This is a genomic window from Methanohalophilus mahii DSM 5219 (genome assembly GCF_000025865.1).
In the GTDB taxonomy this organism is placed as follows: Archaea; Halobacteriota; Methanosarcinia; order Methanosarcinales; family Methanosarcinaceae; genus Methanohalophilus; species Methanohalophilus mahii.
Genome location: NC_014002.1, coordinates 834,248 through 860,322, shown reverse-complemented (window position 1 = coordinate 860,322; position 26,075 = coordinate 834,248). Strand labels below are relative to the sequence as shown.

General features: G+C 41.7%; 28 protein-coding genes. 22 read left to right on the top strand and 6 right to left on the bottom strand.

Features of this window, described 5'->3' with window-relative positions:
- Positions 1–29: 29 nt before the first annotated feature.
- The 4 genes from MMAH_RS04230 to MMAH_RS04215 are packed head-to-tail and all read left to right on the top strand — an operon-like array spanning position 30 to position 3,808.
- Entirely contained in the window at positions 30–1,730 is a 1,701-nt protein-coding gene (locus MMAH_RS04230) for an acetolactate synthase large subunit (RefSeq protein WP_013037304.1), read from the top strand.
- The gene (ilvN, locus tag MMAH_RS04225) at positions 1,727–2,212 is read left to right on the top strand and encodes an acetolactate synthase small subunit (RefSeq protein ID WP_013037303.1); all 486 of its coding nucleotides are present in this window, start codon (positions 1,727–1,729) and stop codon (positions 2,210–2,212) included. The genes MMAH_RS04230 and ilvN overlap by 4 nt, the downstream gene beginning before the upstream one ends.
- Positions 2,213–2,241: 29 nt before the next feature.
- Complete coding sequence (gene ilvC, locus MMAH_RS04220) at positions 2,242–3,249, top strand: ketol-acid reductoisomerase (protein ID WP_013037302.1); 1,008 nt, start codon at positions 2,242–2,244, stop codon at positions 3,247–3,249.
- Between the two features lie 40 nt (positions 3,250–3,289).
- The gene (locus MMAH_RS04215; protein WP_013037301.1) at positions 3,290–3,808 is read left to right on the top strand and encodes a nitroreductase family protein; all 519 of its coding nucleotides are present in this window, start codon (positions 3,290–3,292) and stop codon (positions 3,806–3,808) included.
- A gap of 3 nt (positions 3,809–3,811) precedes the next feature.
- Here MMAH_RS04215 and MMAH_RS04210 read toward each other — a convergent pair whose 3' ends face one another.
- Both MMAH_RS04210 and MMAH_RS04205 read right to left on the bottom strand, forming a co-directional pair.
- The gene (locus MMAH_RS04210) at positions 3,812–4,255 is read right to left on the bottom strand and encodes a GIY-YIG nuclease family protein (RefSeq protein ID WP_013037300.1); all 444 of its coding nucleotides are present in this window, start codon (positions 4,253–4,255) and stop codon (positions 3,812–3,814) included.
- Positions 4,256–4,264: 9 nt separating this feature from the next.
- Positions 4,265–6,595, bottom strand: coding sequence for a DNA topoisomerase I (locus MMAH_RS04205; RefSeq protein ID WP_013037299.1), 2,331 nt, complete (start codon positions 6,593–6,595; stop codon positions 4,265–4,267).
- A gap of 228 nt (positions 6,596–6,823) precedes the next feature.
- Between MMAH_RS04205 and MMAH_RS04200 the strand changes: the two genes are divergently transcribed.
- The 9 genes from MMAH_RS04200 to MMAH_RS04160 all read left to right on the top strand — a co-directional run bounded on the left by MMAH_RS04200 (position 6,824) and on the right by MMAH_RS04160 (position 16,417).
- Entirely contained in the window at positions 6,824–7,039 is a 216-nt protein-coding gene (locus tag MMAH_RS04200; RefSeq protein WP_157198694.1) for a hypothetical protein, read from the top strand.
- An 18-nt stretch (positions 7,040–7,057) separates the two neighbouring features.
- Positions 7,058–9,946, top strand: coding sequence for a PAS domain-containing protein (locus MMAH_RS04195; RefSeq protein WP_013037297.1), 2,889 nt, complete (start codon positions 7,058–7,060; stop codon positions 9,944–9,946).
- A 112-nt stretch (positions 9,947–10,058) separates the two neighbouring features.
- Entirely contained in the window at positions 10,059–11,339 is a 1,281-nt protein-coding gene (thiC, locus tag MMAH_RS04190) for a phosphomethylpyrimidine synthase ThiC (protein WP_013037296.1), read from the top strand.
- 21 nt (positions 11,340–11,360) lie between these two features.
- Positions 11,361–12,200 carry an MBL fold metallo-hydrolase gene (locus MMAH_RS04185; protein WP_013037295.1) on the top strand — a complete coding sequence of 280 codons (840 nt, stop codon included), beginning with the start codon at positions 11,361–11,363 and terminating at the stop codon, positions 12,198–12,200.
- A gap of 133 nt (positions 12,201–12,333) precedes the next feature.
- On the top strand, positions 12,334–13,041 hold the full coding sequence (locus tag MMAH_RS04180; protein WP_013037294.1) for an ABC transporter ATP-binding protein: 708 nt from the start codon (positions 12,334–12,336) through the stop codon (positions 13,039–13,041).
- Between the two features lie 10 nt (positions 13,042–13,051).
- The gene (locus tag MMAH_RS04175; protein WP_013037293.1) at positions 13,052–14,272 is read left to right on the top strand and encodes a COG1361 S-layer family protein; all 1,221 of its coding nucleotides are present in this window, start codon (positions 13,052–13,054) and stop codon (positions 14,270–14,272) included.
- A gap of 12 nt (positions 14,273–14,284) precedes the next feature.
- A complete protein-coding gene (locus MMAH_RS04170; protein WP_013037292.1) occupies positions 14,285–15,499 on the top strand; it encodes an ABC transporter permease in 1,215 nt (404 codons plus the stop codon).
- Positions 15,500–15,508: 9 nt separating this feature from the next.
- Positions 15,509–15,727, top strand: coding sequence for a PLD nuclease N-terminal domain-containing protein (locus MMAH_RS04165; protein ID WP_013037291.1), 219 nt, complete (start codon positions 15,509–15,511; stop codon positions 15,725–15,727).
- A 27-nt stretch (positions 15,728–15,754) separates the two neighbouring features.
- Positions 15,755–16,417: a sensor domain-containing protein gene (locus MMAH_RS04160; RefSeq protein WP_013037290.1), complete on the top strand. Its 663-nt coding sequence runs from the start codon at positions 15,755–15,757 to the stop codon at positions 16,415–16,417.
- A 3-nt stretch (positions 16,418–16,420) separates the two neighbouring features.
- Here the strand turns inward: MMAH_RS04160 and MMAH_RS04155 are convergent, their stop codons facing one another.
- Positions 16,421–16,702 (bottom strand): helix-turn-helix domain-containing protein, encoded by a 282-nt coding sequence (locus MMAH_RS04155; RefSeq protein ID WP_013037289.1) that lies wholly within the window; start codon positions 16,700–16,702, stop codon positions 16,421–16,423.
- A gap of 145 nt (positions 16,703–16,847) precedes the next feature.
- Between MMAH_RS04155 and MMAH_RS04150 the strand changes: the two genes are divergently transcribed.
- From MMAH_RS04150 to MMAH_RS04140, 3 genes are read left to right on the top strand one after another with little or no spacing between them, the layout of a single operon-like run.
- Positions 16,848–17,360: a response regulator gene (locus MMAH_RS04150; RefSeq protein WP_013037288.1), complete on the top strand. Its 513-nt coding sequence runs from the start codon at positions 16,848–16,850 to the stop codon at positions 17,358–17,360.
- Positions 17,361–17,368: 8 nt separating this feature from the next.
- Positions 17,369–19,096, top strand: coding sequence for a sensor histidine kinase (locus MMAH_RS04145; RefSeq protein WP_013037287.1), 1,728 nt, complete (start codon positions 17,369–17,371; stop codon positions 19,094–19,096).
- Positions 19,093–19,527, top strand: coding sequence for a DUF3887 domain-containing protein (locus tag MMAH_RS04140; RefSeq protein ID WP_013037286.1), 435 nt, complete (start codon positions 19,093–19,095; stop codon positions 19,525–19,527). The genes MMAH_RS04145 and MMAH_RS04140 overlap by 4 nt, the downstream gene beginning before the upstream one ends.
- Before the next feature lie 48 nt (positions 19,528–19,575).
- On the opposite strand, the gene MMAH_RS04135 is transcribed toward MMAH_RS04140, so the two are convergent.
- Together MMAH_RS04135 and MMAH_RS04130 are read right to left on the bottom strand one after the other, a co-directional pair.
- Positions 19,576–20,205, bottom strand: coding sequence for a Yip1 family protein (locus tag MMAH_RS04135; RefSeq protein WP_013037285.1), 630 nt, complete (start codon positions 20,203–20,205; stop codon positions 19,576–19,578).
- Between the two features lie 227 nt (positions 20,206–20,432).
- Entirely contained in the window at positions 20,433–21,338 is a 906-nt protein-coding gene (locus MMAH_RS04130; protein ID WP_013037284.1) for a hypothetical protein, read from the bottom strand.
- Between the two features lie 422 nt (positions 21,339–21,760).
- On the opposite strand from MMAH_RS04130, the gene MMAH_RS04125 reads away from it, so the two are divergent.
- From MMAH_RS04125 to MMAH_RS04105, 5 genes are all read left to right on the top strand, one after another.
- Positions 21,761–22,444, top strand: coding sequence for a DUF169 domain-containing protein (locus tag MMAH_RS04125; RefSeq protein WP_013037282.1), 684 nt, complete (start codon positions 21,761–21,763; stop codon positions 22,442–22,444).
- Between the two features lie 214 nt (positions 22,445–22,658).
- Positions 22,659–23,138, top strand: a complete 480-nt coding sequence (locus MMAH_RS04120; RefSeq protein ID WP_048902111.1) for a hypothetical protein — start codon at positions 22,659–22,661, stop codon at positions 23,136–23,138.
- A 38-nt stretch (positions 23,139–23,176) separates the two neighbouring features.
- The gene (locus MMAH_RS04115; RefSeq protein WP_013037280.1) at positions 23,177–23,452 is read left to right on the top strand and encodes a hypothetical protein; all 276 of its coding nucleotides are present in this window, start codon (positions 23,177–23,179) and stop codon (positions 23,450–23,452) included.
- Positions 23,453–23,493: 41 nt separating this feature from the next.
- A complete protein-coding gene (locus MMAH_RS04110) occupies positions 23,494–23,730 on the top strand; it encodes a hypothetical protein (RefSeq protein WP_157198691.1) in 237 nt (78 codons plus the stop codon).
- 33 nt (positions 23,731–23,763) lie between these two features.
- Positions 23,764–24,081 carry an ArsR/SmtB family transcription factor gene (locus MMAH_RS04105; RefSeq protein ID WP_013037278.1) on the top strand — a complete coding sequence of 106 codons (318 nt, stop codon included), beginning with the start codon at positions 23,764–23,766 and terminating at the stop codon, positions 24,079–24,081.
- A gap of 3 nt (positions 24,082–24,084) precedes the next feature.
- Here the strand turns inward: MMAH_RS04105 and pncB are convergent, their stop codons facing one another.
- Positions 24,085–25,284 (bottom strand): nicotinate phosphoribosyltransferase, encoded by a 1,200-nt coding sequence (gene pncB, locus MMAH_RS04100; protein ID WP_048902110.1) that lies wholly within the window; start codon positions 25,282–25,284, stop codon positions 24,085–24,087.
- Positions 25,285–25,405: 121 nt separating this feature from the next.
- On the opposite strand from pncB, the gene MMAH_RS04095 reads away from it, so the two are divergent.
- Positions 25,406–26,026, top strand: coding sequence for a hypothetical protein (locus MMAH_RS04095; RefSeq protein WP_013037276.1), 621 nt, complete (start codon positions 25,406–25,408; stop codon positions 26,024–26,026).
- Positions 26,027–26,075: the final 49 nt, after the last annotated feature.

The following is a 26,075-nucleotide window of genomic DNA, read 5'->3' as shown; positions in this document are numbered from 1 at the left end:
TAACCAAGAGAAGAAAACGAAGGGATATAATGAGTGAAAATACCAGGAAGATGACAGGTGCCCGCGCGATCATCGAGTGCCTCTATGAAGAAAATGTGGAGGTTATCTTCGGTTATCCCGGAGGTGCCCTTCTTCAAATATATGATGAGATATACAAATCAGATCTCAGGCATATCCTTGTCAGGCATGAACAGGCAGCAGCCCATGCCGCCGAAGGGTACGCAAGGGCCACTGGCAAAGTCGGTGTCTGTCTTGCAACCTCAGGACCCGGTGCCACCAACCTTGTAACCGGTATTGCAAATGCCTACATGGATTCTATACCAATGGTCGCACTCACAGGACAGGTTCCCCGTTCAATGATAGGTAACGATGCGTTCCAGGAAGCAAATATCACCGGTATCACAATGCCAATCACCAAGCACAACTATCTTGTGCAGGATGCAAAGGACCTGCCCCGTATAATCAAGGAGGCTTTTCACATTGCATCCACAGGAAGGCCCGGACCTGTTTTGATAGACCTGCCCAAGGATATCACAACCGAGGAAATCGAATTTTCCTATCCGGATAAAGTGGACCTTAAAGGGTACAAACCAACCTACAAGGGAAATCTCCAACAGGTAAAACGGGCTGCATCTGCAATTGAAAAGGCCCATCGGCCTTTGATATATGCAGGCGGTGGAATACTGGGATCCAATGCCAGTGAAGAACTACTGCAGTTTGCTGAACATATACAGACACCCGTCACCACTACCCTTACCGGAATAGGAGGGTTCCCTACACAGCATCCCCTGTACATAGGAATGCCCGGTATGCACGGAACTAAATATGCCAACTACGCAATACAGGAATGTGATCTTCTCATAGCAGTCGGCGCAAGATTTGACGACCGTGTGACGGGTAAACTTGCATCCTTTGCATCCAACGCAAAAATCCTGCACATTGACATCGATCCTGCCGAGATTTCCAAGAACATAAAGGTGGATATACCGATTGTCGGGGACGCAAAGAATATCTTATCTTCCCTTAACAAATATGTAAACCCTGTTGAACACGAAACCAGGAAAGAGTGGCTTGACAGGATAGAGGGCTGGAAAAAATCCTACCCACTTCACTATGTTGGTGAACAGGACGGTCTCAAACCCCAGTACATTATTGAACAGGTCTATGAAGCATGCAAAGATGCCATCATAGTTACTGAAGTCGGCCAGCACCAGATGTGGGCAGCCCAGTATTATAAATTTAGCCAGCCTCGCAGTTTCATCACATCCGGGGGACTTGGGACAATGGGATACGGCTATCCTGCAGCAATCGGTGCCAAGGTCGGAAAGCCGGATAGAGTTGTATTCAATATTGCAGGCGATGGTTCATTCCAGATGAATTCCCAGGAAATCGCAACTGCTGTCCAGAATGACATTCCGGTCATCGTAGCCATAATGAACAACGGTTATCTGGGAATGGTCAGGCAGTGGCAGGAATTGTTCTTTGAGAAGCGTTATTCACATACCTGCATCCGGGACAGTGTTGATTTCGTGAAACTGGCCCAAGCTTATGGTGCGGTTGGTATCAGGGTTGAGAAAACTTCAGAGGTCAAACCGGCTCTTGAAAAAGCGATGGATTCAGGTAAACCGGTAATTATAGACTTTATTGTAGAATGTGAGGAAAACGTATCGCCAATGGTGCCTGCAGGTGCACCTATCAATGAAATACTTGACCTGGAGAGGAAAGAATGAGACACACACTTGCAGTTCTGGTAGAGAATAAGTTCGGAGTGCTGTCAAGGGTGGCAGGGCTCTTTGCAAGACGCGGATATAATATCGATAGTCTTGCAGTAGGAGTTACTGAAGATCCTAACGTCTCCAGAATGACCCTGGTGGTCCGCGGGGATGACCATGTCGTAGAACAGGTTAGCAAACAACTGAATAAACTGATCGATGTGATTCGTGTTACCGATCTTGGTGCTGACGAATCCGTGGAAAGGGAACTGGCTCTTATCAAGGTTAAATCCGATAAGGATACGAGGGCTGAGATAATCCAGATAGTTGATATCTTCCGTGCACGTATTGTTGACGTAGCTTCAAAATCCATTATCATTGAAGTTACCGGCGATGAAGAAAAAATTGCAGCTATAGAGAAACTACTCAAACCCTTCGGGATCAAGGAACTTGTCCGTACAGGAAGAATTGCCCTGACAAGGGGCTCAAAAAGTTCATAATTATAATATTTAACAGGAGATTGAAATAAATGGTAGACCTATATTACGATGAAGATGCTGATTTTTCAGTGATGGATAGCAAGAAGATTGCAGTTATCGGTTATGGAAGCCAGGGACACGCTCAGGCACAGAACCTTCATGACTCCGGTCTTGATGTCAGGGTCGGCCTTAGGGTTGGTAGCAGACGCTGGAAACAGGCAGAAGAAGATGGCCTGAAAGTCATGTCTGTTGAAGATGCTGCAAGGGAAGCCGACATTATCCAGATTCTCATGCCCGATGAAGTACAGGCTGATGTATACAGGGACAAAATCGAGCCGGGACTTGAAGGAGGAAATGCACTTGTCTTTTCCCATGGGTTCAACATCCACTACAACCAGATCGTGCCCCCAGTAGACGTTGATGTCTACATGGTTGCTCCAAAGAGTCCGGGGCACCTGGTCAGGAGGACCTACATGGACAATGCCGGTGTGCCAGGTCTGATCGCGATCTATCAGGATGCTACAGGCAATGCAAAGAAACTGGCCCTTGCCCATGCCCGGGGTGTGGGATGTACCCGTGCGGGTGTCATTGAAACCACATTCCGCGAGGAAACAGAGACCGATCTTTTCGGTGAACAGGTGGATCTCTGTGGCGGTGTTGCTTCCCTGATCAAGAATTCCTTTGAGGTACTTGTGGAAGCAGGTTACAAGCCTGAAATGGCATATTTCGAGACACTGCACGAAGTCAAACTTATCGTTGACCTTATCCACGAAGGGGGACTGGAAAAAATGTGGTACTCTGTCTCCAACACAGCAGAATACGGTGGAATGACAGTTGGACCCAAGGTCATCAACGATGAATCCAGACTGGCAATGTATGAAGCCCTGGACCGCATCCAGAGTGGAGAATTTGCAAAAGATTTCGTACTGGAAAATAAAGCCAACAACCCTGTACTTAAAGCAATGGAACGTCAGGACAGGGAACACCCGGTTGAAGAGGTAGGCAGGAAACTGCGTGCCATGATGCCCTGGCTTAACAGTGAACTCAACGAAAAATAACCCATTTTCTTTCCTTTATTTTCCTTTTTTGGAGGAAAACATGAACACTTTAGATAATATCTACAATCGCAGAAGTGTACGCCATTTTACTGAAGAGGATGTGGATGACAAGACCATCACAACTCTCTTAGAATGTGCTCGCTGGGCTCCTTCAGGACTCAATAACCAGCCCTGGAAATTTGTGGTGATTCGCAGGGAAGATACTATCGATCAACTAGCCGGTTGCACCCATTACAGTGACACTGTGAAAGGTGCAAAAGTGCTTGTTGCTTTCTATTTCGATAAGGAAAGCGGATATAACCGTACCAAGGACATCCAGTCCATAGGTGCTTCGATAGAGAACATGCTCCTTGCATGCAATGAACTTGGTCTGGGTGCTGTCTGGCTGGGAGAGATACTCAATCAGGAAGATAAAGTAAATTCAATTCTCAAAGCACCGGCAGATATGGAACTTATGGCTATTATCGCAATAGGCCATCCAACAGACGAAGAAAGGTCATCCACAAGGAAATCCCTGGCAGAAATCACGTACAGGGATAATTTTGAGAATGAATGGTGATTCTCAGGAATCATCATTTTCGCTCAATGTTTTTGGTATTTGCCCGATATCCTCAATTGCTGCCTGTATTTCATTTACAGGACAGGTCAACCTGTGGAATAGATGGGATTGGCAGGAACAATCCGAACAACCGAATTTCAACACATAATTACCCTGCAGATTGTCAGCAATGCCACATTCGATATGTTTTTCAGAGCAGGTGTAAACAACATCAACAAACTCAAAATCCGGATGGACAAGTAAATAATCAATATGCCACCTGGGGTTTTTGTCCTTTTCCCGGGCAAGCTTTTGATGGCGATACATACGTTTGAGTCCGCCGGGACCCAGTGCAGACCCCACATAAACATAATAACCTGCTTCAAATACGATGGATTTGAGACTTCCTACACTAACCGTACAGCCACCTGTTTTCAGTATAAGGCAATAAGTCCCTTTGGGACACATAATATAACCTCAGAGCAGATTCTTGAATTTTTGATTGCATTTGCGGTTAATGCAATAATGCCGGCCGTCTTTTTTGGGTTCCTTTACCCTGACGATTCTCCATCCACATTCGTCACAGGTCTCATCCCGCAGTGTAACACGACCCTTTTGGGGGTATGAACACGTAAAACCACAGCGTCGTGCACAGCCCAGGAATTTCGAATCTTTGGTCTCAATCAATATCATGTCGCAGCCACAGGTTGGACATTTACCTATCACAGTAGGCGGGAAGCATAGTTTTTGTTTTTCACAATTAAAACATGGACCAACCCCAACACTCCAGTAATATTTCCCACCACCGACCTTGAGTACGGCAAATCCACCCTTTTTGCACTCCCGGGAGCGCATTACATCCAGGGAACCTTTTCGGGGGAGAGGATACGTATTGCGACATTGTGGATAGCCGCTGCAACCTACAAAACGACCCTTATCAGTACGTATAATACTCAGCGTCCTGCCACATTTATCGCATTTGCCAATGTGATTTTTCTTATCTTCAGCCAGTTTTTCATCTTTTATAGAGCCTGCGATACGCAGCACAATATCGCCTTTACCGGACTTGAGCCGTGTATACATTTTCTGTATAAGGACGGTACCTTCACTGATGGCCTCATCAAAGGATTTTATTCCTTTTTCAACATCCTCTATCAACCCTTCAATTTTTGCCCTGATTTCAGGTTGTATCAATATAGGTACCGAAACCCCCAGTGCATCCATGAGGTTAAAGCCGGTATCCAGCATGGAAATTGTCTTGCCTTTAATCTCAAAATAACCTCTTTTCTTGTTTGTTTCGATGTGTGAGGGGGCTGTTGCCTTGGTTCCGATACCATGTTTATCCATGAGGGTCAGAAGTTCGGCTTCAGTTAGACGTTTGGGAGGTGTGGTCTGGGATTTGGTGTTTGTGAGTTTGTTTACAGCCACCTTGTCCCCTTCTTGTACATGAGGAAGGAGCTTTTCTTTTGATATCTCAAACGGATAGACCTGTTTCCATCCTTCAGATTTCATAACCGAACCCTTACAATCAAAAGGTTCATCTTTCACATGCACTTCCATGTGAGTTTTTTCAAAGAGGGCAGGATCCATAAGATTGGCGAGAAAATGACGCACAATCAGGTCATATACTTTCCAGGAATTATCCAGTTTAACTGCATTTTTGATCTGTTTTTCGGAAACTGCTTTTATAGGATGGATAGGCGGGTGGTCATGGCCATCCTTTTTCCCATTACGGGGAGATACTGTCGTTTTGAGTAAATTTTCTGCAAAGGGGGCGTATTCATCTATCCTGAGAAGGTTTTTAAGCATGGATTTAAAGTCATGGTCCTCAGGATAGCGGTTTGTTTCTGTCCTGGGATAACTGATAAAGCCGGCCAGGTAAAGCTGCTCTGCTATTTCCAGGGCTTTTTCCGGACTGATATCCAGAAATTTGGAAGCCCTTTTGAGGAACTCATTCGTATTTAGAGGATAAGGAGGATTGATCTGTTTTTCTTTGATATTGAGGCGAAACACGATGGCTTCTCTGGTACCCTGCAGTTTTTCATATATCTTTTTTGCAAGTTCAACATCCCGGATGTTGCCTTTACGATGTACACCCTCAAATTCACTGGATCCTGCCTGGAAAACCGCTTCTATCTTCCAGAAATCCTCGGGTTGAAAATCACGGATGGTTTTTTCCCTTTCATATACAAAACCGCAGGTTGGAGTCTGGCACGGACCGATTGAAAGAATGTTTTTGGTGTATGCCTCCTCCCGGACAGCAAGGGTCATAAAACGGGTGAAAGCCGCACCCATTCTCAGGTCAAGTATCTGGCGAGTATCTGCGGACAGGGCCAGATTGGTATCCGGCTCTACAAGATTATTAAAAGCCTTTTGGACCTCATTTGCAGACAGGGAAGAAAACCTGGCCCTTTTTACAGGAACTTTTTTGACCTGCAGAGCAATATCACGTGCCTCAAAACCGATATTCTCTCCTTCCCGGTCATAATCACATGCAAGTACAATGGAATCTGCTTGTTTTGCAAGTTGCCTGACAGCCCGTTCATAATTTTTCTTGGTGATATTTTTGATCGGGTCAGCTGTCAAAAGGACCGCAGGGTCAATTGCCTTCCAGTCCCGGTAAGCCGGATCAAAATCATAGGATGTAATGTGCCCGGCAAGACCAATTATCTTGTATTCATCCCCTTTAGCCACAAAGGAATACACCGGCAGGTCAGCCACATGCTCTCTTGTACTATTTCCTCCGCTCAAAATAGTCGCAAGTTTGGCTGCAGCCTTGTTTTTTTCAGCAAATACAACAATAGTCATATACACGGCAACTAGATGTTGCCATGATTACATAAAGGTAGCTGGAAACGCTTCTTTAAGTGTTGATTAAGACAAGATTTGTACTATTGATTTATATATAAACAAATACAATCAACAAATTAAAATAAATGCAACTTTTTTATGTATATACATAACATAACCAAAAATATAGTCATGTAAAACATTATATGCCTATAAATTATTAACTTTACACTGGAGAGTACTTTGTTGAACAGGGAAAAGATGTTAACCTTGCAGAGAGATATTGCTATTGAGCTTGGCGCATCAAACAATTTAGAAACTGCTTTTCATTCTTTGTCAAAACATATTCTTTCACTGGAAGATATTGACGTCACAGCGATATACCTGAGGTCAAAAAATGAAGGATCGAATCTCATAGCTTATGGGGGAGACGTTCCTGAAGACATCTTGAAAAATAGCTAGCATTATCCTGCGGATTCATTGCAGGCAAAGCTCGTTGAAGAAGGTAAAATTCGTTACATGCCACCCGAAGAAATTGCTGGCACACTCAAGGACAAAGAATATATTAAAGAAATGAAAACCATCGGCATCATTCCAATAAAGAAAGAAGATGGGGAGGTAATTGCCTCATTTGTCGTCTCGTCTTTTAATCCTGAAGGAATTGCTGAAGATACAAAAATAGTTCTGGAATCCATTGCCAGCCAGATAGGAAACTTAATTTTAAGGGTTAAAAGTGAAAATGAACTTGAAGAAAAGAAAATCTCTCTTGACGAGCGGGCCAAATTCCTAAAAAAATTGATAGATACTATTCCAGGTCCTATATTTTATAAAGATATAAATGGTGTATACAAAGGTTTTAATAAAATATTTTGTAAGGAAATACTGGGAATCCCATGTGAAAAAGCCGTCAATCATACATTGTTTGAACTTGCTGAACAAATACCTCCAGAACTTGCTGAAATCTACCATGAGCATGACATGGAACTTATAAAAAAGCAGAGAAAACAGGTTTATGAAACTAAAGTTCGGTGTGCAGACGGAGAAAATAAGGAATTCAGGTTTTACAAAGCAACATATAATGACAGGGATGGAAATGTTGCCGGTATTATTGGTTCGATGCTGGATATAAGTGACCTGAAAGCAAAAGAGAAAGAATTAAGGGAAGAAAAGAAAAAGACAGGTGAATGCCTGGATGCCGCAGAGGTCATTTTTGTCGTGTTGGACCCTGAAGGAAACGTTCTTTTTTCCAACCTCAAGACCTCAGAGATACTTGGATACCCTGAAGAAGAAATTGTCGGGAAAAATTGGGTCGATAATTTTATTCCCTCCAGAAACAAAGCACATGTCAGACAAATAATAAATGAAATAGTATCTGGAAAAGAAGAAATTGTGCAGGGATATCAAAATCCGGTCCTCAACATCAGTAACAAAGAATTTGTGATCGAATGGCACAACTCTGTGCTGAGAAATGACAAGGGGGAAATTACAGGCATAATCGCTTCAGGAATTGATGTTACAGAGCGTAAATTAGCCCAAAAAGAAATAAGGAAATTCAAAAATATTGTTGACAGGGCCAATTACGGTAGCCTTCTCCTTGATCTTGATGGCAATATCACATACATAAATGATTATTTTGCAAATATTCATGGCTACACTCCTGAAGAAGTAATTGGAAAAGACATTTCTATTTTTCATAATAAAAACCAGTTGGAAGAGACATACAGGTTTAGAAATAAGCTCATTGAAGATTCTGATTACAAGCATCGTGAGATCTGGCACACCCATAAGGACGGAACCGAATTTCCTATGTTGATGGAGGCCGTGGTCCATGAAGATAAACAGGATAGCGACCGGTATATAGCGGCTACTGGGATCGATATCACTGATATGAAGAACACGGAAAACGCCCTTAGGGAAAGTGAAGCGAAGTTCAGGAATTACATAAATAAAGCTCCTGATGGTGTTTTTGTTGCAGATGAAAACGGAGATTATGTTGAAGTCAATACAGAAGCCTGTGAAACTACAGGTTATTCAAAAGAGGAACTCCTTTCTATGAATCTCATTGACCTCATACCTCCTGACAATCATGAAAAAGTCATTGAGGGCTTTGAAACCCTCGTCAAAAAAGGATATGTTGATGTTGAATTTAATTTCTTAAGAAAGGATGGAAGCAGAAGATGGTGGCGTGTAACTTCTACTAAACTTTCAGACACCCGTTATTTAGGTTTCACAAAGGATACCACAGAATCCAAACTTATGGAAGAGGCATTGATCAAGAACAAATTGTTCCTGAACAGCATCATTGAAAGCATAAAGGACGGGGTCAGCATACTTGATGCTGACATGAATATCGTACGTGTAAATGATGCCATGAATAAATGGTATGAAAAAAATACACCACTTGAAGGCAAGAAATGTTATGAAGCATATCATGACAGGGACAGCCCCTGTACACCCTGCCCGGTAATCAGGTGCATGGAAACAGGCGAAACAGAAAGAAATATTGTGCAGGGTTTGCCAGACCCGGAACCACAATGGTTTGAACTCCTGGCTTATCCATTAAAAGACTCCACCACAGGTGAAATTACCGGTACAGTCGAATTCGTAAAGGATATTACAGATCACAAGCGTGCTGAGGCAGAACTTGCAGAAGCTAGGCTTCATGGCAGGGAAGTAAGCAAAACCAACTCTGAGTTAAAGGCCAATTTGGGTCATGAACTGAGAACTTCATTGGGTAATATAATTGGTTTTACCCAGATGCTTCACAATAATATATATGGAAGATTAAATCCAAAACAGCAAAAGCACATTCAAGGTATACAAAAAAGTGCGGAACATTTGATGAATTTAATTGATGATATTTTAGAAATATCAGATGTTGAAGCAGGAAAAATGGAACTCAATATTGAGATGTTTTCCATTATTGAGTTACTCAATGAAATTTTGATATTCCTTAAACCTTTCGCAGAGGACAGAAATGTTGAAATAACTACTGATATACCTGAATACATACCGGAAATAAATGTGGACAAAGCAAAAATCAAGCAGGCAATATATAATCTCATCATCAATGCAATACACTTTACCCCTGAAGGAAGAAATGTACATATCAGTATGGAATACAGCAGTTATGACCTGAAGTTTGAAGTAAATGATTCCGGAATCGGCATTTCTCCGACCCAGTTAGAAGAATTGTTCCGACCTTTCAAAGAAATATATTCCGAATCTGGGGTGAAACCACCTGATAGTAACCTGGGCCTTTCACTTGCTAAAGAGTATATAGAATTACATGGCGGAGAGATAGAAGTGGAGAGTGAATCCGGAGCCGGAAATTCCTTTGTATTCACAATTCCAATCCAGCCCTTTTAAAGGATCTGAATATTTAACGATAGATTTCATTCTAATTCCTTTTTTACCTGTGAAACCTATATATGCGAATACCTATTATTCTGGAATAAATTAAGCACGGCAGGCGTTAAAAATGACATTGATGGATGAAGCAAAGAAGGGAAACATTCCCCCTCAGATACATAAGGTTGCAAAGGAGGAGGGTATTGATCCTGAAATAGTAAGAAAATATGTTGCAGAGGGGCTTATTACTATCCCAAAAAATGTGCTGAGGGAAACATCCCCAAAAGGTATCGGAAAATGTATGAGTGTCAAGGTCAACGCCAACATCGGAACCTCAAGAGATTTTGTTGATGTGGAAGATGAACTTAAAAAGGCAGAAACTGCCGTTAAGTACGGGGCAGACAGCATAATGGACCTCTCCACAGGGGGAGACCTTGATTCCACCCGCAAACTTCTCATGGAAGCCGTAGATGTACCCTTTGGTACAGTGCCAATCTATCAGGCTGCTTCATCCCAAAAAACTGTAGTTGATATGACCTCCGATGACATCATCAATGCTGTGCGCAAACATGCAGAAGACGGTGTCGATTTTGTGACAATCCATGCAGGAGTGAACCAGAACGCCCTGCAACGCCTGCGTAAAGGTGAAAGGGTGATGGATGTTGTAAGCAGGGGAGGCTCATTTACAATTGCCTGGATGATCCACAATGAGCAGGAAAATCCCCTCTACAGTGAATTTGACTACCTGATAGAGATAGCAAGAGAGTATGACATGACCCTGAGCCTGGGTGACGGAATGCGTCCCGGTTGTATCCATGATGCCTCAGATAATGCAAAATTCATGGAATTCATAACCCTGGGTGAACTTGTAAAAGAGGCACGTAACTCCAATGTCCAGACCTTTGTGGAAGGACCCGGCCATGTGGCAGCTGACGAGGTGCAGCTGAGTGTAAAAAGCATGAAACAACTATGCCATGAAGCTCCTCTCTATCTTCTTGGACCACTGGTCACGGATATTGCACCCGGCTATGACCATATTACAGGTGCGATCGGCGGAACCATTGCCGGCATGTCTGGAGCGGACTTCCTGTGCATGACCACTCCTGCAGAACACCTCGCCCTTCCCACTGAAGACGATATCAGGGAGGGAGCGATTATCACAAAGATAGCAGCACATGCTGCCGATCTTACACGACAGGGACAGCGCGAAAAGGCAAGACAAACAGACCTCCAGATGGCACAAGCCAGACGTGACCTTGACTGGGAGAAACAATTTGACATTGCAATTGACAGTGAAAAACCTGCTGCCATCCGCCAGAGCCGCAAGACAGGAAGTGATGCATGTTCCATGTGCGGTGAACTCTGCGCCCTGAAAATAGTACAGGATGCCCTGAAAGGTAACACTAAATAACAGGGCCTCAATTTTTTCTTTATGAGAATTACAGTGCTTGTGGATAATAATACTCTTATAGACAATTATTTTGAAGGGGAACCTGCTCTTTCCTTTTTTATCGAAGATGGAGGAAAAAAGGTTCTTTTTGATACCGGTTATTCAGGTTTGTTCCTGAAAAATGCCGCTCTAATGGAAATAGATCCTGCAAAACTGGATTATCTAGTATTATCCCACAGCCATCTGGATCACACATGGGGCTTGACCGAACTGATAAAGTACTACACAAACCGGGAATTTCAGGAAAAAAAGGTAAATAAACCCGCTCTTGTGTGCCACCCACTTGCTCTGACACCTACTATTTTTGAAAATACAACACATATTGGCAATATCATAAGCGATGAAGTTCTCAAAAATTACTTTGAACTGAATTTAACAACGAAAAACTTCTGGATTACTGAAAATCTTGTTTTCCTGGGAGAAATTCCCCGACAGCTGGAATTTGAAACCACTGAGGCAATTGGAGAAAAGCAAAATCCAAACGGAGATACCATACCGGACGAAATGTCTGATGATTCGGCACTTGTGTGGTGCTCGGATGAAGGAATTGTTATCATAACAGGCTGTTCCCATTCAGGGATTTGCAACATAACTGAATATGCAAAAAAGGTCTGTAAAAATGATACAATTATTGATATTATAGGCGGTTTTCACCTTTTATCTGCTTCCAGAGATCGACTCCGTGACACAGCAGAATATCTATACCAGAGAAATATAAAAAACATCCACCCCTGCCATTGCACTGATCTTGAAGCAAAGATATTCCTTTCCAGATACTGCAATGTCAAAGAGATTGGCGTCGGTTCAACTTTTAACTTTTAACTTTTAACTTTTTTCTCATACCTGAATATATTCAAAATAACTTGTCTATGTATCGTAAATTATATATGCCATATTGCCATAGCCTAGCCTGCCTAAAAATAGACAAATGTTACTAAATTTTGAGGTATGGCATATGCAGCAACCCCCAAGAGAAAACAAAACATCATGCAACCCTGCTATTGAAACTATAGGCCTGCTCAAAAGTTACAGGCTCGCTGATCAGGAAATCCCGATATTGCATGGAATTGATCTCACAATAAACCGCGGAGAATTCGTGGCAATAATGGGGCCTTCAGGTTCCGGAAAAAGTACACTTATGAATATGCTTGGCTGCCTTGACAGGCCCACGATGGGAGAGGTAAGGACTAGCAATCGTAACATAAGTGAACTTTCTGATAGTGAAATCGCAAAATTACGAGGACTGGAAATCGGTTTTGTCTTCCAGAATTTCAATCTTATTTCCCGTATGAATGCTCTTGAAAATGTCCTGCTTCCAACCTACGAGAACAGCAAGGATAACGTGGATCCGGAAAAAAGAGGCATTGAACTCCTTGAACTTGTAGGACTGGGAAACCGGATGGGTCACAAACCTTCCGAAATGTCAGGAGGCCAATGCCAGAGGGTTGCCATAGCACGTTCACTTATCAATAATCCATCGATAATTCTTGCCGATGAACCCACAGGTAACCTGGATTCTAAAACCAGTCTGGAAATAATGAACCTCTTCTCAAAACTGCATCGGCAGGGAAGTACAGTAATAATGATAACACACGATCCACAGACCGCTGAGTATGCAAGCCGAACCATACACCTGAAAGATGGATACATAGAAAACAACTGAGGTGAAACAAATGAATTACAGGAAACCCTTGACTTATATTTCACTCATGATACTACTGATACTACTGATCGCACTGACCCCAATTAACTCAACCGCAGCAGTATCATCGCCAAATACTCTCGATGTAAGCGTGATGCGCTATAGTCCTTCGCCGGCCGAGATTGGCCAGTACGTGGACGTATGGATAAAAATAGAAAACATAGGAAGCGGAGAGGCAGAAGATGTCTCAATTGAAATGCTTCCCGAATATCCACTGGCCCTGGATTCCTCACCCAATGCTGTCAAAAATATTGGAAGACTGAAGCCGGACACTGCAGCTGTGCACAAGTATCGCCTGTATGTGGACGAGGAAGCAAAATCAGGGCCTGTCGAATTTGATATCAGATACCAACCTGAAGATTCTATTTGGTTGAAAAATACCTTTGAGATTAAAGTGGGATCAACATCCTATGACAGCAAAGGTTCAATTGAACTTGAAGAAGTAAGTGCCGAGCCCGAAGTATTCTCACCCGGCGACAGTGGAACTATCACTTTTAGTCTCAAAAACAGTGCAACAACTCATTCTGTAACTATTGATGGTAAGGAGTACGACACCAATGCTCATATCCAATCATCTTCCCTGGAAGCTGATGAAGGAATTGAAGTATCAAGCATATCCGATACTTACGGATTACTGGGACCCGGGGATAAGATGGACATCACTTATAACCTTGAAGTGGATGAACAGCTCTTTGCAGGTACTCATTACCTGAATCTTGTAATCAAGAGTAACTCCCACATATATGACTGCAACTGGGAAATTCCTGTAAAGGTTGATAATGCAGATGTAAAGGTAATACCAACCATTACCCCTACCCTGGTTAACGGGAAAGGAACAATAGAATTTGATGTGGCAAATATACGACAGAACACCCTTTATTCGGTCAACGTAATACCAGAAGCAGAAGGTATTGAATTTTCACCCCGAGAATATTTCGTGGGTACAATGGAACCTGATGAACTGTTCTCCATCCAATTCGAAGCCAACCAGATGAGAGAAAATATCACAGAACCTCTGGAAATAACCGTTGAATATCGCAACGGAATGAATGCACACCAGACCACATCACAACTGGAAGCTTTCAAAACAGTACATGAAGACGAAAACGGGATCAGCAATATTGCAATTGCCGCTCTTGCACTTGTTGGCCTGCTGATTCCTGCAGCCGTACTGTATCGAAGAAAGAATTAAGGTGGGACACTCATGGTAAATCCCAAACAGGCATTCAAGATAGCCCTTGGGAGCATACGCAGTGCAAAACTGCGTTCCCTCCTGACTACCCTGGGAATTGTAATAGGAGTGGCAGCAGTAATTGCCAATGTGTCACTTGGTGCCAGTTTCAACCAGTTTTTTACTGATGAGATCGGAGCCGTAGGTTCAAATTTCATTATAGTAGAAAGTAAGGAACCGGGTATTCTTGGCAAGGAAGAAAAGAGCCTTATTTCCAATCTGCAGGAAGTTGACGGAATCTCACCTATAAATAGTCAGACTGCGACTGTCAGTTACCAATCATCCCGGCGGCATGTAGGTATAATGGGGGTGACAGAAGATTACCCCGAAGTGGCAAACCTGCAGCTGGCTGAAGGAAATTTCCTGATAGATAAAGACAGCTATGCTGCAGTGATTGGCTCTGAAGTTGCAGAAGAAATCTTTGACAGGCCCGTGGGGAATAAGAATTCAATAGATGTGACTTTCACCAAAAGCAATGGAGAAAGTGTCAGCCACAGGTTTGTTGTAAAAGGAATACTCCAGAGCCCTGATACTCAACTGGTACAATCGGGCATAGAACCAGACAATAGAATATTCATACCGATTGCCACAATGAATTCCATGCTTGGGGAAAATCATTATGATTCATTTTTCATAAAGGCAAAAAGTATGGAGGTAGTTGAGCAAACATCAGAGGAGATTGATGGGAAACTGGGACGCCAGTTCGGCATAGACTCAAGGGAAATGAATAATGACAACGCTAAACCATATTTCATAATGGATCAGGTGGAAATCCTGGAACAAACAAAGCAACTATCTGATTCTCTGGGGGCACTGCTAACTGCTGTCGCCCTGATATCTCTTGTAGTTGGATCAATCGGAATAATGAATATTATGCTTGTCACAGTGACTGAAAGAACACAGGAAATCGGTTTGATGAAATCGCTGGGATATACCAATACAAGTATACTGAATCTATTTATCGTAGAGGCAATGATAGTGGGACTTTTCGGAGGGATTGCAGGGACTTTGATGGGAATGGCAGGTGCCTATATAGCTGAAAGTTTCATGAATTTGCCGGTAGCATTCCCGTTATCCAAAATCGCAGCCGGTTTTATAATTTCAGTCTTTGTAGGGCTTGTAGCAGGGGTATATCCCGCCAACAAGGCTGCAAAGATGAATCCGACAGATGCTTTAAGAAACGAATGAGGTGATGGAATGTTTGACATGATAGCAATGCCTTTCTTTAATATCATCCTTCTTTTTGGAATAGGAATATTCGGGACATTATTCTGGATATGGATGCTTATAGATTGCATCACAAAGGAAACAGACAGAAGCAATGAGAGACTGATCTGGATAATAGTTATTGTATTTACCCATTTACTGGGAGCCATACTATACTTTATCCTCAGGAAGAATAAACGCAACCGATAATAGAAATATAAAACAGCAGGATTTGTGATGAGAAACATAAACAAATTGTTCAGTTCATTTTTTGGTGTGATGTTCCAGCGTCAGACGTACCTGAACCTGCTTTATGTAATATTCACATTTCCCCTGGGTACCGCATATTTCCTTTTCCTGACATCCGGCCTGCTTGTAGGCTTAAGCTTTTCCATAATTATCATAGGACTACCCGTCCTTCTGCTGGTACTGGTGGCATGGTGGGAACTGGTAAATTTTGAAAGGGAACTGGCAACCAGATTGCTTGGCGTAGATATATCTCCGCTTTCTTATGAGGAAAAACCCCCTGTAAACTTCTGGAGTAACATTAAAAACAGGCTTGCAGACCCAGCTGCCTGGAAGGGTATGATGTTTTTATTCATCAAATTTCCCTTCGGGATATTTACACTTATAATACTGGCTATCTGTTTTACTTTGACCCTTGGACTTATATTCGCACCGTTTATAACTATATACTGGTCTCCGGGAAAATCAAGAATCCTGATAGACATCTTGCCTGAGGCAATTCTAACAGCCTGTCTGGGAATAATAATTGCAGTCTGTACACTTCACATAACCAATGCCCTGGCGGCTATATCCGGTAATCTTGCAAAAATTATGCTTGAAAAGAATAACAGTGACGTTCATACGGAAACATTGGATGAACAAAAATCATATTAAGAATTAATCGGCAAACTCCTGAATACGATCATAGAATTCAAGGACAAGCTGTGTCAATTCACTATCCATATTCAGACTGAAAGTACGTATCTGTTTTCCCAGGGGTTTCTCCTTAACAATACCTGTTTCTACAAGGGGTGCTATGACACGGGCAACACTCGAATGAGACAAGCCCGTCTCTTCTGCAATCCCTGAGAGATAGGTAGAGTCTTCCCTATGGGATATCAGATTTTTAAGCACAGTCATCTGTGCAGTCTTGCCGAATATCTTTTCGAGAACATCCATCCTGTTTACTTACAATATTATATTTTATAAGGTTTTCTAATTATGGTCAACTTATATCTCTGAATAACAGGTCTTTCATATATTTGGAAAAGCTTTAATAGCATAGACTATTTGATAGGAATACTGATATTATTTAGTGGTCATTATGCCCGAAAAAGAACTTGACGACAAGATACTCAGCCTTCTTGAAAAGAATCCGGCCCTTTCTGCAGTCGAACTGGCAGATGTACTGAAAATATCTGAAAAAACAATACAAACAAGACTTGAAGAGATGGGAGATTCCAGGCAAACCATCCTTATAATAGATGACGAGCCCGATGCTATAATTGCCGCAAAAAGAGCATTACAATCAGAAGGATATAACGTTATTGAGGCATATAACGGGAAGACAGGTCTTGAAGCAATCGAAGAAAAAACACCCGATCTTATTCTTCTGGATGTCATGATGCCGGATATGGATGGTTTTGAAATATGCAAACAACTGAAAAAAGATGAGTTGTATAACCACATCCCCATAATAATGCTTACTGCAAAAGGCGAAGTTGATGACCGGATAGAAGGAATCGAGACAGGTGCAGACGATTATATCACAAAACCCTTCAACCTGAGAGAACTCAAAGCCCGTATTAGAATGGTATTGCGCCGGGCACAAAACTGATCATTCTCATGTTTTTCAGCAATCGACGATATAACATAATCATCATAACTTTCATTGCCCTTCTTTTTATAGGTTCTGTTGTTTTTTTGGGGGCACGTTCAAACCTCGAGGTCCAGGAAATCTTTGAGGAACAATATACAGAACAACAGACCCTCAATGCAAAACAAATATCATCGGGCGTCACAGAGTTTCTGAATGAGAAGATCGTAGCCCTGGAAGTAATAGCAGGTGCTGAAAATGGAGTTCCTGATGACTTCTATATGAGATCTTTCAAATCCCTTTACGAAAGGTCGCAGGGATTTTATGCCCTTGAATATATCGATGAAAGCGGCACCATTGTCTCTGGTTATCCTGAGGATAGAACACCTCTGGGATATAACCTGCATGAAAACAACATGGATCAAGCCTTCCAAAAAACAAAATCAATGGGAAGGACCTATATTACCGATCCTACATACACATTTGAAGACGAACTTGCAATGTATGTTTGGGTTCCCGTTTATTCTGGAAATGATTTCAAAGGAACTGTCCTGGCAATAATACGTATCGAGGAAATCACAGAAAGGGTCATACAAAGTTATGATTCATCTGCCGGTTATGTATACATTATCAATGACAGAGGAAAGCTGCTTTATCGCAGTGACAAACCAAACGAAACAGGAAAAAATTACTTCGATATTCTCAATGAGCCTGACCAGGACCGTCTTTACATACTTGGGGAACAGACGGAAGGAAAAGAAGGAATGGGGCGTTTTGAAGAACTCAATGAAAACAATGAACTGGAAGAAAAACTCGTATCATATGTACCAATACAATGGTATAACCAGGTGTGGTCTGTAGGTGTTGTGACACCTGTACCTTTCATAACCTCAATTGTACGCTCCATATACCTGAAACAGGCAACCTTTATGATAATAACGACATTTTTTATTTTGTTCTTCACCTCACTGATATCATTGATCTTTTTCTCCTGGAATCGTAAATTGGAGGAAGAGGTAGATAAAAAAACCGAACAACTGGAAAATTCCAACCAGCGACTGCAAAAACTCAACCGTGTGAAGAATGAGTTCCTATCCATGGTCTCACATGAATTGAAAACTCCTCTCACAGCCATACGCACATCAAGTGAGTTTCTCCGGGAAGAAGACTATGACAGAGAAACCCAGGAAGAGATGCTTGACCTCATAATCCGCAATATAGACAGGCAATCCAGGATGGTTGATGACCTGCTTGACATTTCCCGCATTGAATCAGGCAGGATGGTTTTCAAAGAAGAAAAGGTCGACCTCAAAGAAATCATTGATAATGTAATCCAGATGATGGAACCAATGGCAACAAAACATGGAATTGCCATTGAAAGAGAGTTGGATAATGACCCCCGGGTCAAAGCGGATAAGGATAAACTGTTGAGGGTTTTTGTCAATTTACTCAACAACGCTATCAAATTCACAGCCGATAGAGGCGAAAGCATAAAAATTAAAACTGAAGAGACTGGAGATTTCGTGGAAATAAGTGTTATTGACAAGGGTATAGGCATACCCGAAAACGAGCAGGAAAAAATATTTGAAAAATTCTATCAGGTAGACAGTACCTCACGCCGCAAAGTGGGAGGTAGTGGCCTTGGGCTTGCGATTATCAAGGGAATAATAGAAGGCCACGGTGGCTCTATAAGGGTAAAAAGTGAGCCAGGGGTCGGCAGCACATTTGTATTTACGTTGAGGAAGTGGGAAGAATGAAAAAAATAGTAATGGTATGTGTAATTTTGTTCCTGTTGACAGCAGGATGCATGCATGATTCAGAAGAACAACGTGCAAAGGAATATGCAGACCCCATTGCAAATCAGCTTATAAAAGGGATGCAACAGGACAATTACACACTTTTTTCGGAAAAATTCACACCCACTATGAAAAAGGCCCTTCCTGAGGAAACTTTCTATGAAGTAAATGGGATGTTGATGTCCACCGTAGGCAAACCTGTATCATTGGAGTTCCTCAAATCTGTTGAAGGTGAAAGGTTTGTAACTATTGTTTATACCGTTACCTTTGAAGATGGTTCAGAAGGATTGTTCAGTATCGCTTTAAAAGAAGAAAATGGAGAAACAAGGGTTGCCGGTGCATGGATTGATTCGCCTAAATTGCGTCAGGAACAGGAAAATGTGACCCTTTGATGGGTCACTCAAAAAAGAAAAGAAGAAATAGAGTGAAAATTAACTTTTTCACACAATTCCTCCAATATAATTAATGAGGGAATAAGTAATCAAAAGGCCTACAGGAAGTCCTACAGAAATCAGGGCACTACGCAGGTTTAAGTTACGTGCATTCTTAAGACCAAAAATCCAGATGTTAGCACTCCACAGCTGGAATATGATACCGACAAGTGTTGCAACCTGCATCATGGGATCACTGGTAAGTATTTGTGCCATCTGTGTAGGGTCTGCAGAAGATGCCTGGAGAGAAGATGATACTTGATTTAGAACATACAGGCCAAAGAGAGAGTTAAATAGGGCCGGGATGTAACCATAACCGACAAACTCAAGGCTGCGCTTAAATGAGCCTTCCCCGCCAAACAGGGCTGACAGTCCATAGAAAACCGCTGTGTATATCGGCCATACTATGAAAACACCCAGAAAACCCCCCAAAGCACCAAAAATGGCACCTGCACCTGCAAATCCTCCCCCGACAGCTGCGGATGATAAAAGTGCCTTAACCATAATATAACCGGAAAGTCCCCCTAGCAGGCCATTCAATATTACTATAAGGGCAGGGACTTTGAATTGTATTCTTTCTGTCATCCTTCTTTTGAAAAAACTATCCGGGTTTGTAAGTACATTGATTATTTCGCTCATAGCATAGCCTCATGAAATTAGTAAATTGTAAAGTTGCCAGGTGAAGTGAAATACTGAGAGGGGGTAGTAAGGTGGCATCAATATGGATTGATGGTGCAGCAACCTTCATCTGGCAACATAGAAAGAATAGAATATATAATTAATAAACCTTTCTATATTTAGACAAGTATGAGTGGCAAAAGTCGTTTATTTGGATTTATAATAGCTATGAAATACCATTAGGTAAATCACTTTTCCAATGAACCAGTTATAAATGGGAGCAAGGCTCCTGACACATAACCAACATAATGAACGAGAACATTCGTGCGCAAACCATCCAGAGAAATAATATTACCAAGAAAAAGAAAAGCAGAAGTGGCCGGAAGGAATATAATTATAGATACTGCAGTTGCGATCTCAATTATCCTTTCCTGTTTTATTCTTCCCCAGGGACGATGCATTAAATCCAGATTTTCCCGATCCCATCTACGCAGGATAAATTCGGCTCTGGAAACAATCTGGTGTAACACTTCCTGACCCCTTATAATATTGGCAAATACAATAAAAGAACATAAAACTACTAACCACATGCGTCCATAAGTAAGGGATATGATCACAAGATTGGTACAGAGTACTGCAAACAGAAGATGAATCGGGTTACCAGTATCCCATTTCCCTGCTATATAAGCAAATGTAGAATACAAAAGATAACCAAACATCGCCGCTACAATGCCGGACATACCATTAACAGTACCTGCCGAAGGAACACCCTTGAGTGTTAATATTGAGAAAAGGACAGGGAGGAACAAAAAAAAGAATAACATATGAATTCTAAACTTTATACGTTCAAAATTCAGGGCTATAATAAGAGGCGTTACAAGAAGATAACTTCGCATATTGGAAAGCAGATGGGACAAATCTACATGTGAATAATTTGATAAGAACATGGGCAATTTAGACGGATCATTTGAATCGAGGACAAAATACGTTGCAAGCGAGGGATCCGATTGAAGAAGGAAGTATATCACAATGTTTAACCAGGGTACAAAAAGAAGAAAAACAAAAAAATCTACAGGATCATGCATTATATTATCAAGCAATGGTTTGTATGTATCCTTTTTCACTGCAGAAAAATTCCGTCCAACAGTATTCATAAGTACACCTTAAATCAAACATATATAAATTTTCATACTGGCCTGAATAAAAATTAATAGATCTAATGGTACTAAAAGTTGACTACCCCATCAATTGTATTTTTTGTTTCTTCTGAAATCACCACATCGCAGTCGTAGATACTGATACATAAATAATTTATTGCCATAAAACCAACAACCGCCAATACAAGAATCAGAATGATACCTATAAGGACATTAATTGTTTTCATTTTCATATCTCATAATAGGCAGACAAAGTGAGAAGATGTATAGCTATCTTCAACTGAAAACAATTTTGAAGTCTAATGATATCGCTTTTAAATCAAAACCCAGTCAGGCAATTAAGATGCAAAACTTATATATTGAGCAGTAATGTGCCATGAACATAGTATCTTCGCATTTGACAAACAAGGAATAAAAAAATGAAAATTGAAGAAATAAACCAGATGGGAAAAGAATTGAAAGACCTGTTAAAGCTCAAAAATCCACCGGTAGCTATTGGACTTGTGCCAGGCACTCATGAAATACCTGAAGGTATCAATAAAATTGAAGAAAAAATGAGACACTGCCAGATGGTAGACAAAGCCCGCAAAGAGGCAAGTGAGTTCTATGCCCTGGTTGATGACCAGCAATGCAAAGGCGGTGCAGCTGTTATGGGACTACAGGAAATGACGCCCAAACTTGCCAACGGAGATGTGTACTACAACCTGAACCGTTACAAAACAATCAATTCCGCAAGACGTACCATGCAACAAGTCCCAACCTTAGAAGCGGGTTCCATCAAAGCAGTATTATATGGCCCTCTTGATAAGGTAAGTTTCATTCCGGATGTGGTACTTGTTATCGATACACCAAAAAAGGCAATGCAACTCTCACAGGCCCTTTTGCACCGTTTCGGTGGCCGTGTTAATGCAAGTTTTGCAGGAATCCAAAGTATGTGTGCTGACGGGGTAGTCCAGCCCTATAAGGATGGGCACATAAGCGCATCCCTGGGTTGTGGAGGAAGTCGAAAGTATGCCAATGTTGCAGAAGATGAAATGATAATCGGTATCCCTGTGGAAAGGTTGCATGATATGATAGAAGCAGCTCATGAGATGTTTGGCTGAATCTTTGTACTTTTTTATTTCGTGAATATGAGGTGACATCTATACGTCTAGACCACCTCATTTTAATTTTGAATTAATAACAAATTTTGCTTTTTTGCTTTTCAGTTATGTCTGACAAGATGATTCACAATCGTTAACTATAAATATGCGCAAGCACACATCTATATGTGTAACAAATACATTACACATGTATGTAACAGAAAAGGTGATAGAAATGGAAAATAAAACAATTGTAGTGCTTGCAGGCACCATCCTTATCGGCATAATGCTGATAGGGACCGTTTCAGCTCACTGGGCAGGTGGCGGATATGGACTCACCGACTCACGAAACAGTGGTTATGTCGATGGCAGCGGAGCAGGCTATTACTGCAACTATGGCTATGGACAGGGATATAATTCCAACGGAGTTTATTCAGACGAGGGTGCAACATCAGTGATTGGCGAAGATGAAGCAATCTCACTTTTTGAAGAAACCACAGGTATTGATGTAAACGATGAAAACGTCTATCAGATGGGACGCTGGTTTGTAATCAACTACATTGATCAGGACACTATTAAACAGGGACGTGTAGATTCAATAACAGAAGATGTAATCGAGGATTTTTCGGCCTATGCAACACAGGAATCCTATGAATACCAGAACAACTACAGGTATCAGAGAGGGGCCGGCGGCCACATGATGGGTTACCGTTAAGCCTCCATATTCTTTTTATTTAGAGGTGATACAATAATATGATGTTTGGTAATATGATGTACGGCACAGGTTTTTCCGTATGGGGAATGATATTAAATTTCCTCCTGATCTTACTAGTCATAGGCTTCGTTGTTTCATTTTTGAACCGAGGTGGCACAATGTGTTGTGGTAGCCAGAATACGCCACGCAATGAAAATATAAATGCTGAAAGCCAAAATAAAGGAGACACGGAGCGTTTAAACAGACTGGAAAATGAGGTCAAAGATACAAAAAAGATGATTGAAGAAATAAAAGATAAATTTGATGAAGTCTAATTATTGGACAAATGAATCTTTTACACGGGTGACATGATAATATGATGTATGGAAATATGATGTATGGCACAGGGTTTTCGATATGGGGAGTGATACTAAATTTACTTCTTATCCTGCTCGTAGTTGGTGCTGTTGTCGTGCTTTTAACGCGCAGTGGTGCCATAAATAGTGAAAGCCAGAAAACAGCAGATCTGGAACGCTTGAACAGGCTGGAAAATGAAGTAAGGGATACAAAAAAAATGGTCGAAGAAATAAGGGATAAACTTGATGAGATATAATTTAGTTTAACCGTTAGTGTAAAGGTACAACCCATGCAAAAAAAACTTCAGGGAGTTGTCAGCCTTGGCGAAGCTTTATCTCATCCTCTTCGACTGAAACTCATATGTATGCTTGCAGACAGGGAATGGTATGTATATGAGCTTGCCAAAGAACTCGATGTTTCCAGACAGGTACTGTATCTTCACCTGAAACGTCTTGAGAAAGCCGATATCGTTGAAAGTGATCTTCGACTGGAAGAAGATGACATGCGTGCCAAGAAATTCTTTAAGTTAAAAGAATTTGATGTAAAATTAGACGTAAAGGACCTTAAAAACATCTTTGAGACAGAAACAATCACAAAAAAGAATTGATCTTTATTCCTCATCAAGTCCTTTTGTACCAAATATATAATTGGCCACTCTTACAGCATCCCTGTCGCCTGTTACTTTTTCCTCTGAGTCGCTGAGCTTGACAACAGGAATACCATTGATTTTATGCAACTTGATCACAATATTCAACGGAGGATTCTTCCGGAAAAACTCTGAGTTATTGGTCAGGCTTGTACCGATACCGAAACTGCACTTGATTTTATCCTTACAATATTCCTGTATCCTGATTGCATCTTCGGCCCGGAGGGAATTACTGAATACCACCATCTTCTGGGAAGAATCAATTCCAAGATCTTTGTAATGTTGAACTGCCTTGTCAATGAAAGCATAAGGGTCACCACTATCATGCCTGATACCATCATAAAGACGTGCCAGGCGGCCATCAAAGTTGTTGAAGAAGGCATCATACCCATAGGTATCTGCAAGGGCAATACCGAGTCTGCCATCATAAACTTTGACCCAGTTTTCAAAGGCAAATTTGTTGGCGTTGCGCAAACCCACAAGAGCAGAATTACCCATAATCCATTCATGACCTATCGTACCTATCGGCCGGGTTCCATATTTCATTGCAAGATATACATTACTTGTACCTGCAAAACTGCGGGATCGACTTAAGGTTTCCACGACCCTGTCGTGAAGTTCAAAACTGCGACGACGGCGAGTTCCGAATTCACTTAGTACACATCCGGCATTATCAAGTTTGTCGGATACTTCCTTTATCGTATCTGCATATTTGTCCAGAAGGTTAGTCTTTGAAAGATATTTATCGGTCCAGTTATTTTCAATTGCTTCAAAATAAAGCTCGGAAACGGTGGCCATGAGCACGATTTCCCAGAGAATGGTACTATGCCACGGGCCTTTGATACGGATATCAAGATTATTGTCATCCGTCAGGAAAATCTCAACCTCATCGGGATTAAAGCGGTAATTTTGTAGATGGTCAAGGTAGGTATGTTTGAAAAAAGGACAATTCTTTCCCAGCCACTGTCGTTCTTCATCCAGAAGGCGTAATTTGGGAATTTCTTCCCGGACGATACGTTCAAATTTTTCCTTGAACCGGGAATTGAAACGTTGATCTCCACGGTTTATGAAGCGATATTCTGCCTGTGCTTCAGGAAAAAGCTCAAGTACTGCCATTTGCATGGTCAGCTTGTACATATCATTATCAAGTATTGACCGGATCACCGTATTGCCTTCAGATAATTGTAACATTTATTAGAGGAATAACAGCCCTTCTGTATTGCATTACAACTATTTAATATAAATGCCTTCGATATCACATTTGAAATCGCCCGGAGAAGAGAGTATGGAAGAGGAAGAACTGGAGGGTGAAGGATTTGATGAATTACTTCGCTATACTGTTCCGGGTTATATTTTAGGTTTGATTGCCGGCATATTTCTTGATATTCAGGGATACCAGACCAATCCCTTTGGCCAGTGGATCGTGAGGACTCTTGCAGGCGAGGGAGAATCAATACTTGAAGGTTTGTACTCAATCAGGCAACATCTGGAAGGTGCAGCTGGATCAATGGCCCAAGCATACGGCTGGGGGAAATTTTTTGGTATTGCAATCCCCTGGATAATAGATGCTGCAAGCCGAATGGCAGGAGTTGATGTATATGGCATACAGGGATTCTATATTCCCTACTTTTATGCCCTTAGTGACCAGATCGGTGCCAATATTTCCGGACTTGTGTATCTCAAACGAATCGAAGGTTCGTGGTCTGCAGGAATAGATCGATACATACATCATCCTGTGATGCTTACCAGTATTGCTGTAATCCTGCTGGTGCCATTGGGACTGCTTTCAGCCCGAATTCTCGGATTCAGCCCGACAACACAGACTTTTACCGCCTTTGAGACCATTGTAGCAAATCTCTGCTGGCTGCCTCCTGTTGTCGGATGGATGGTCCAAAAAGGTAAGTAAATCGTTCGAAGCATTCATATAACTTGTACTGTTCTGTTGCATAAAAAGA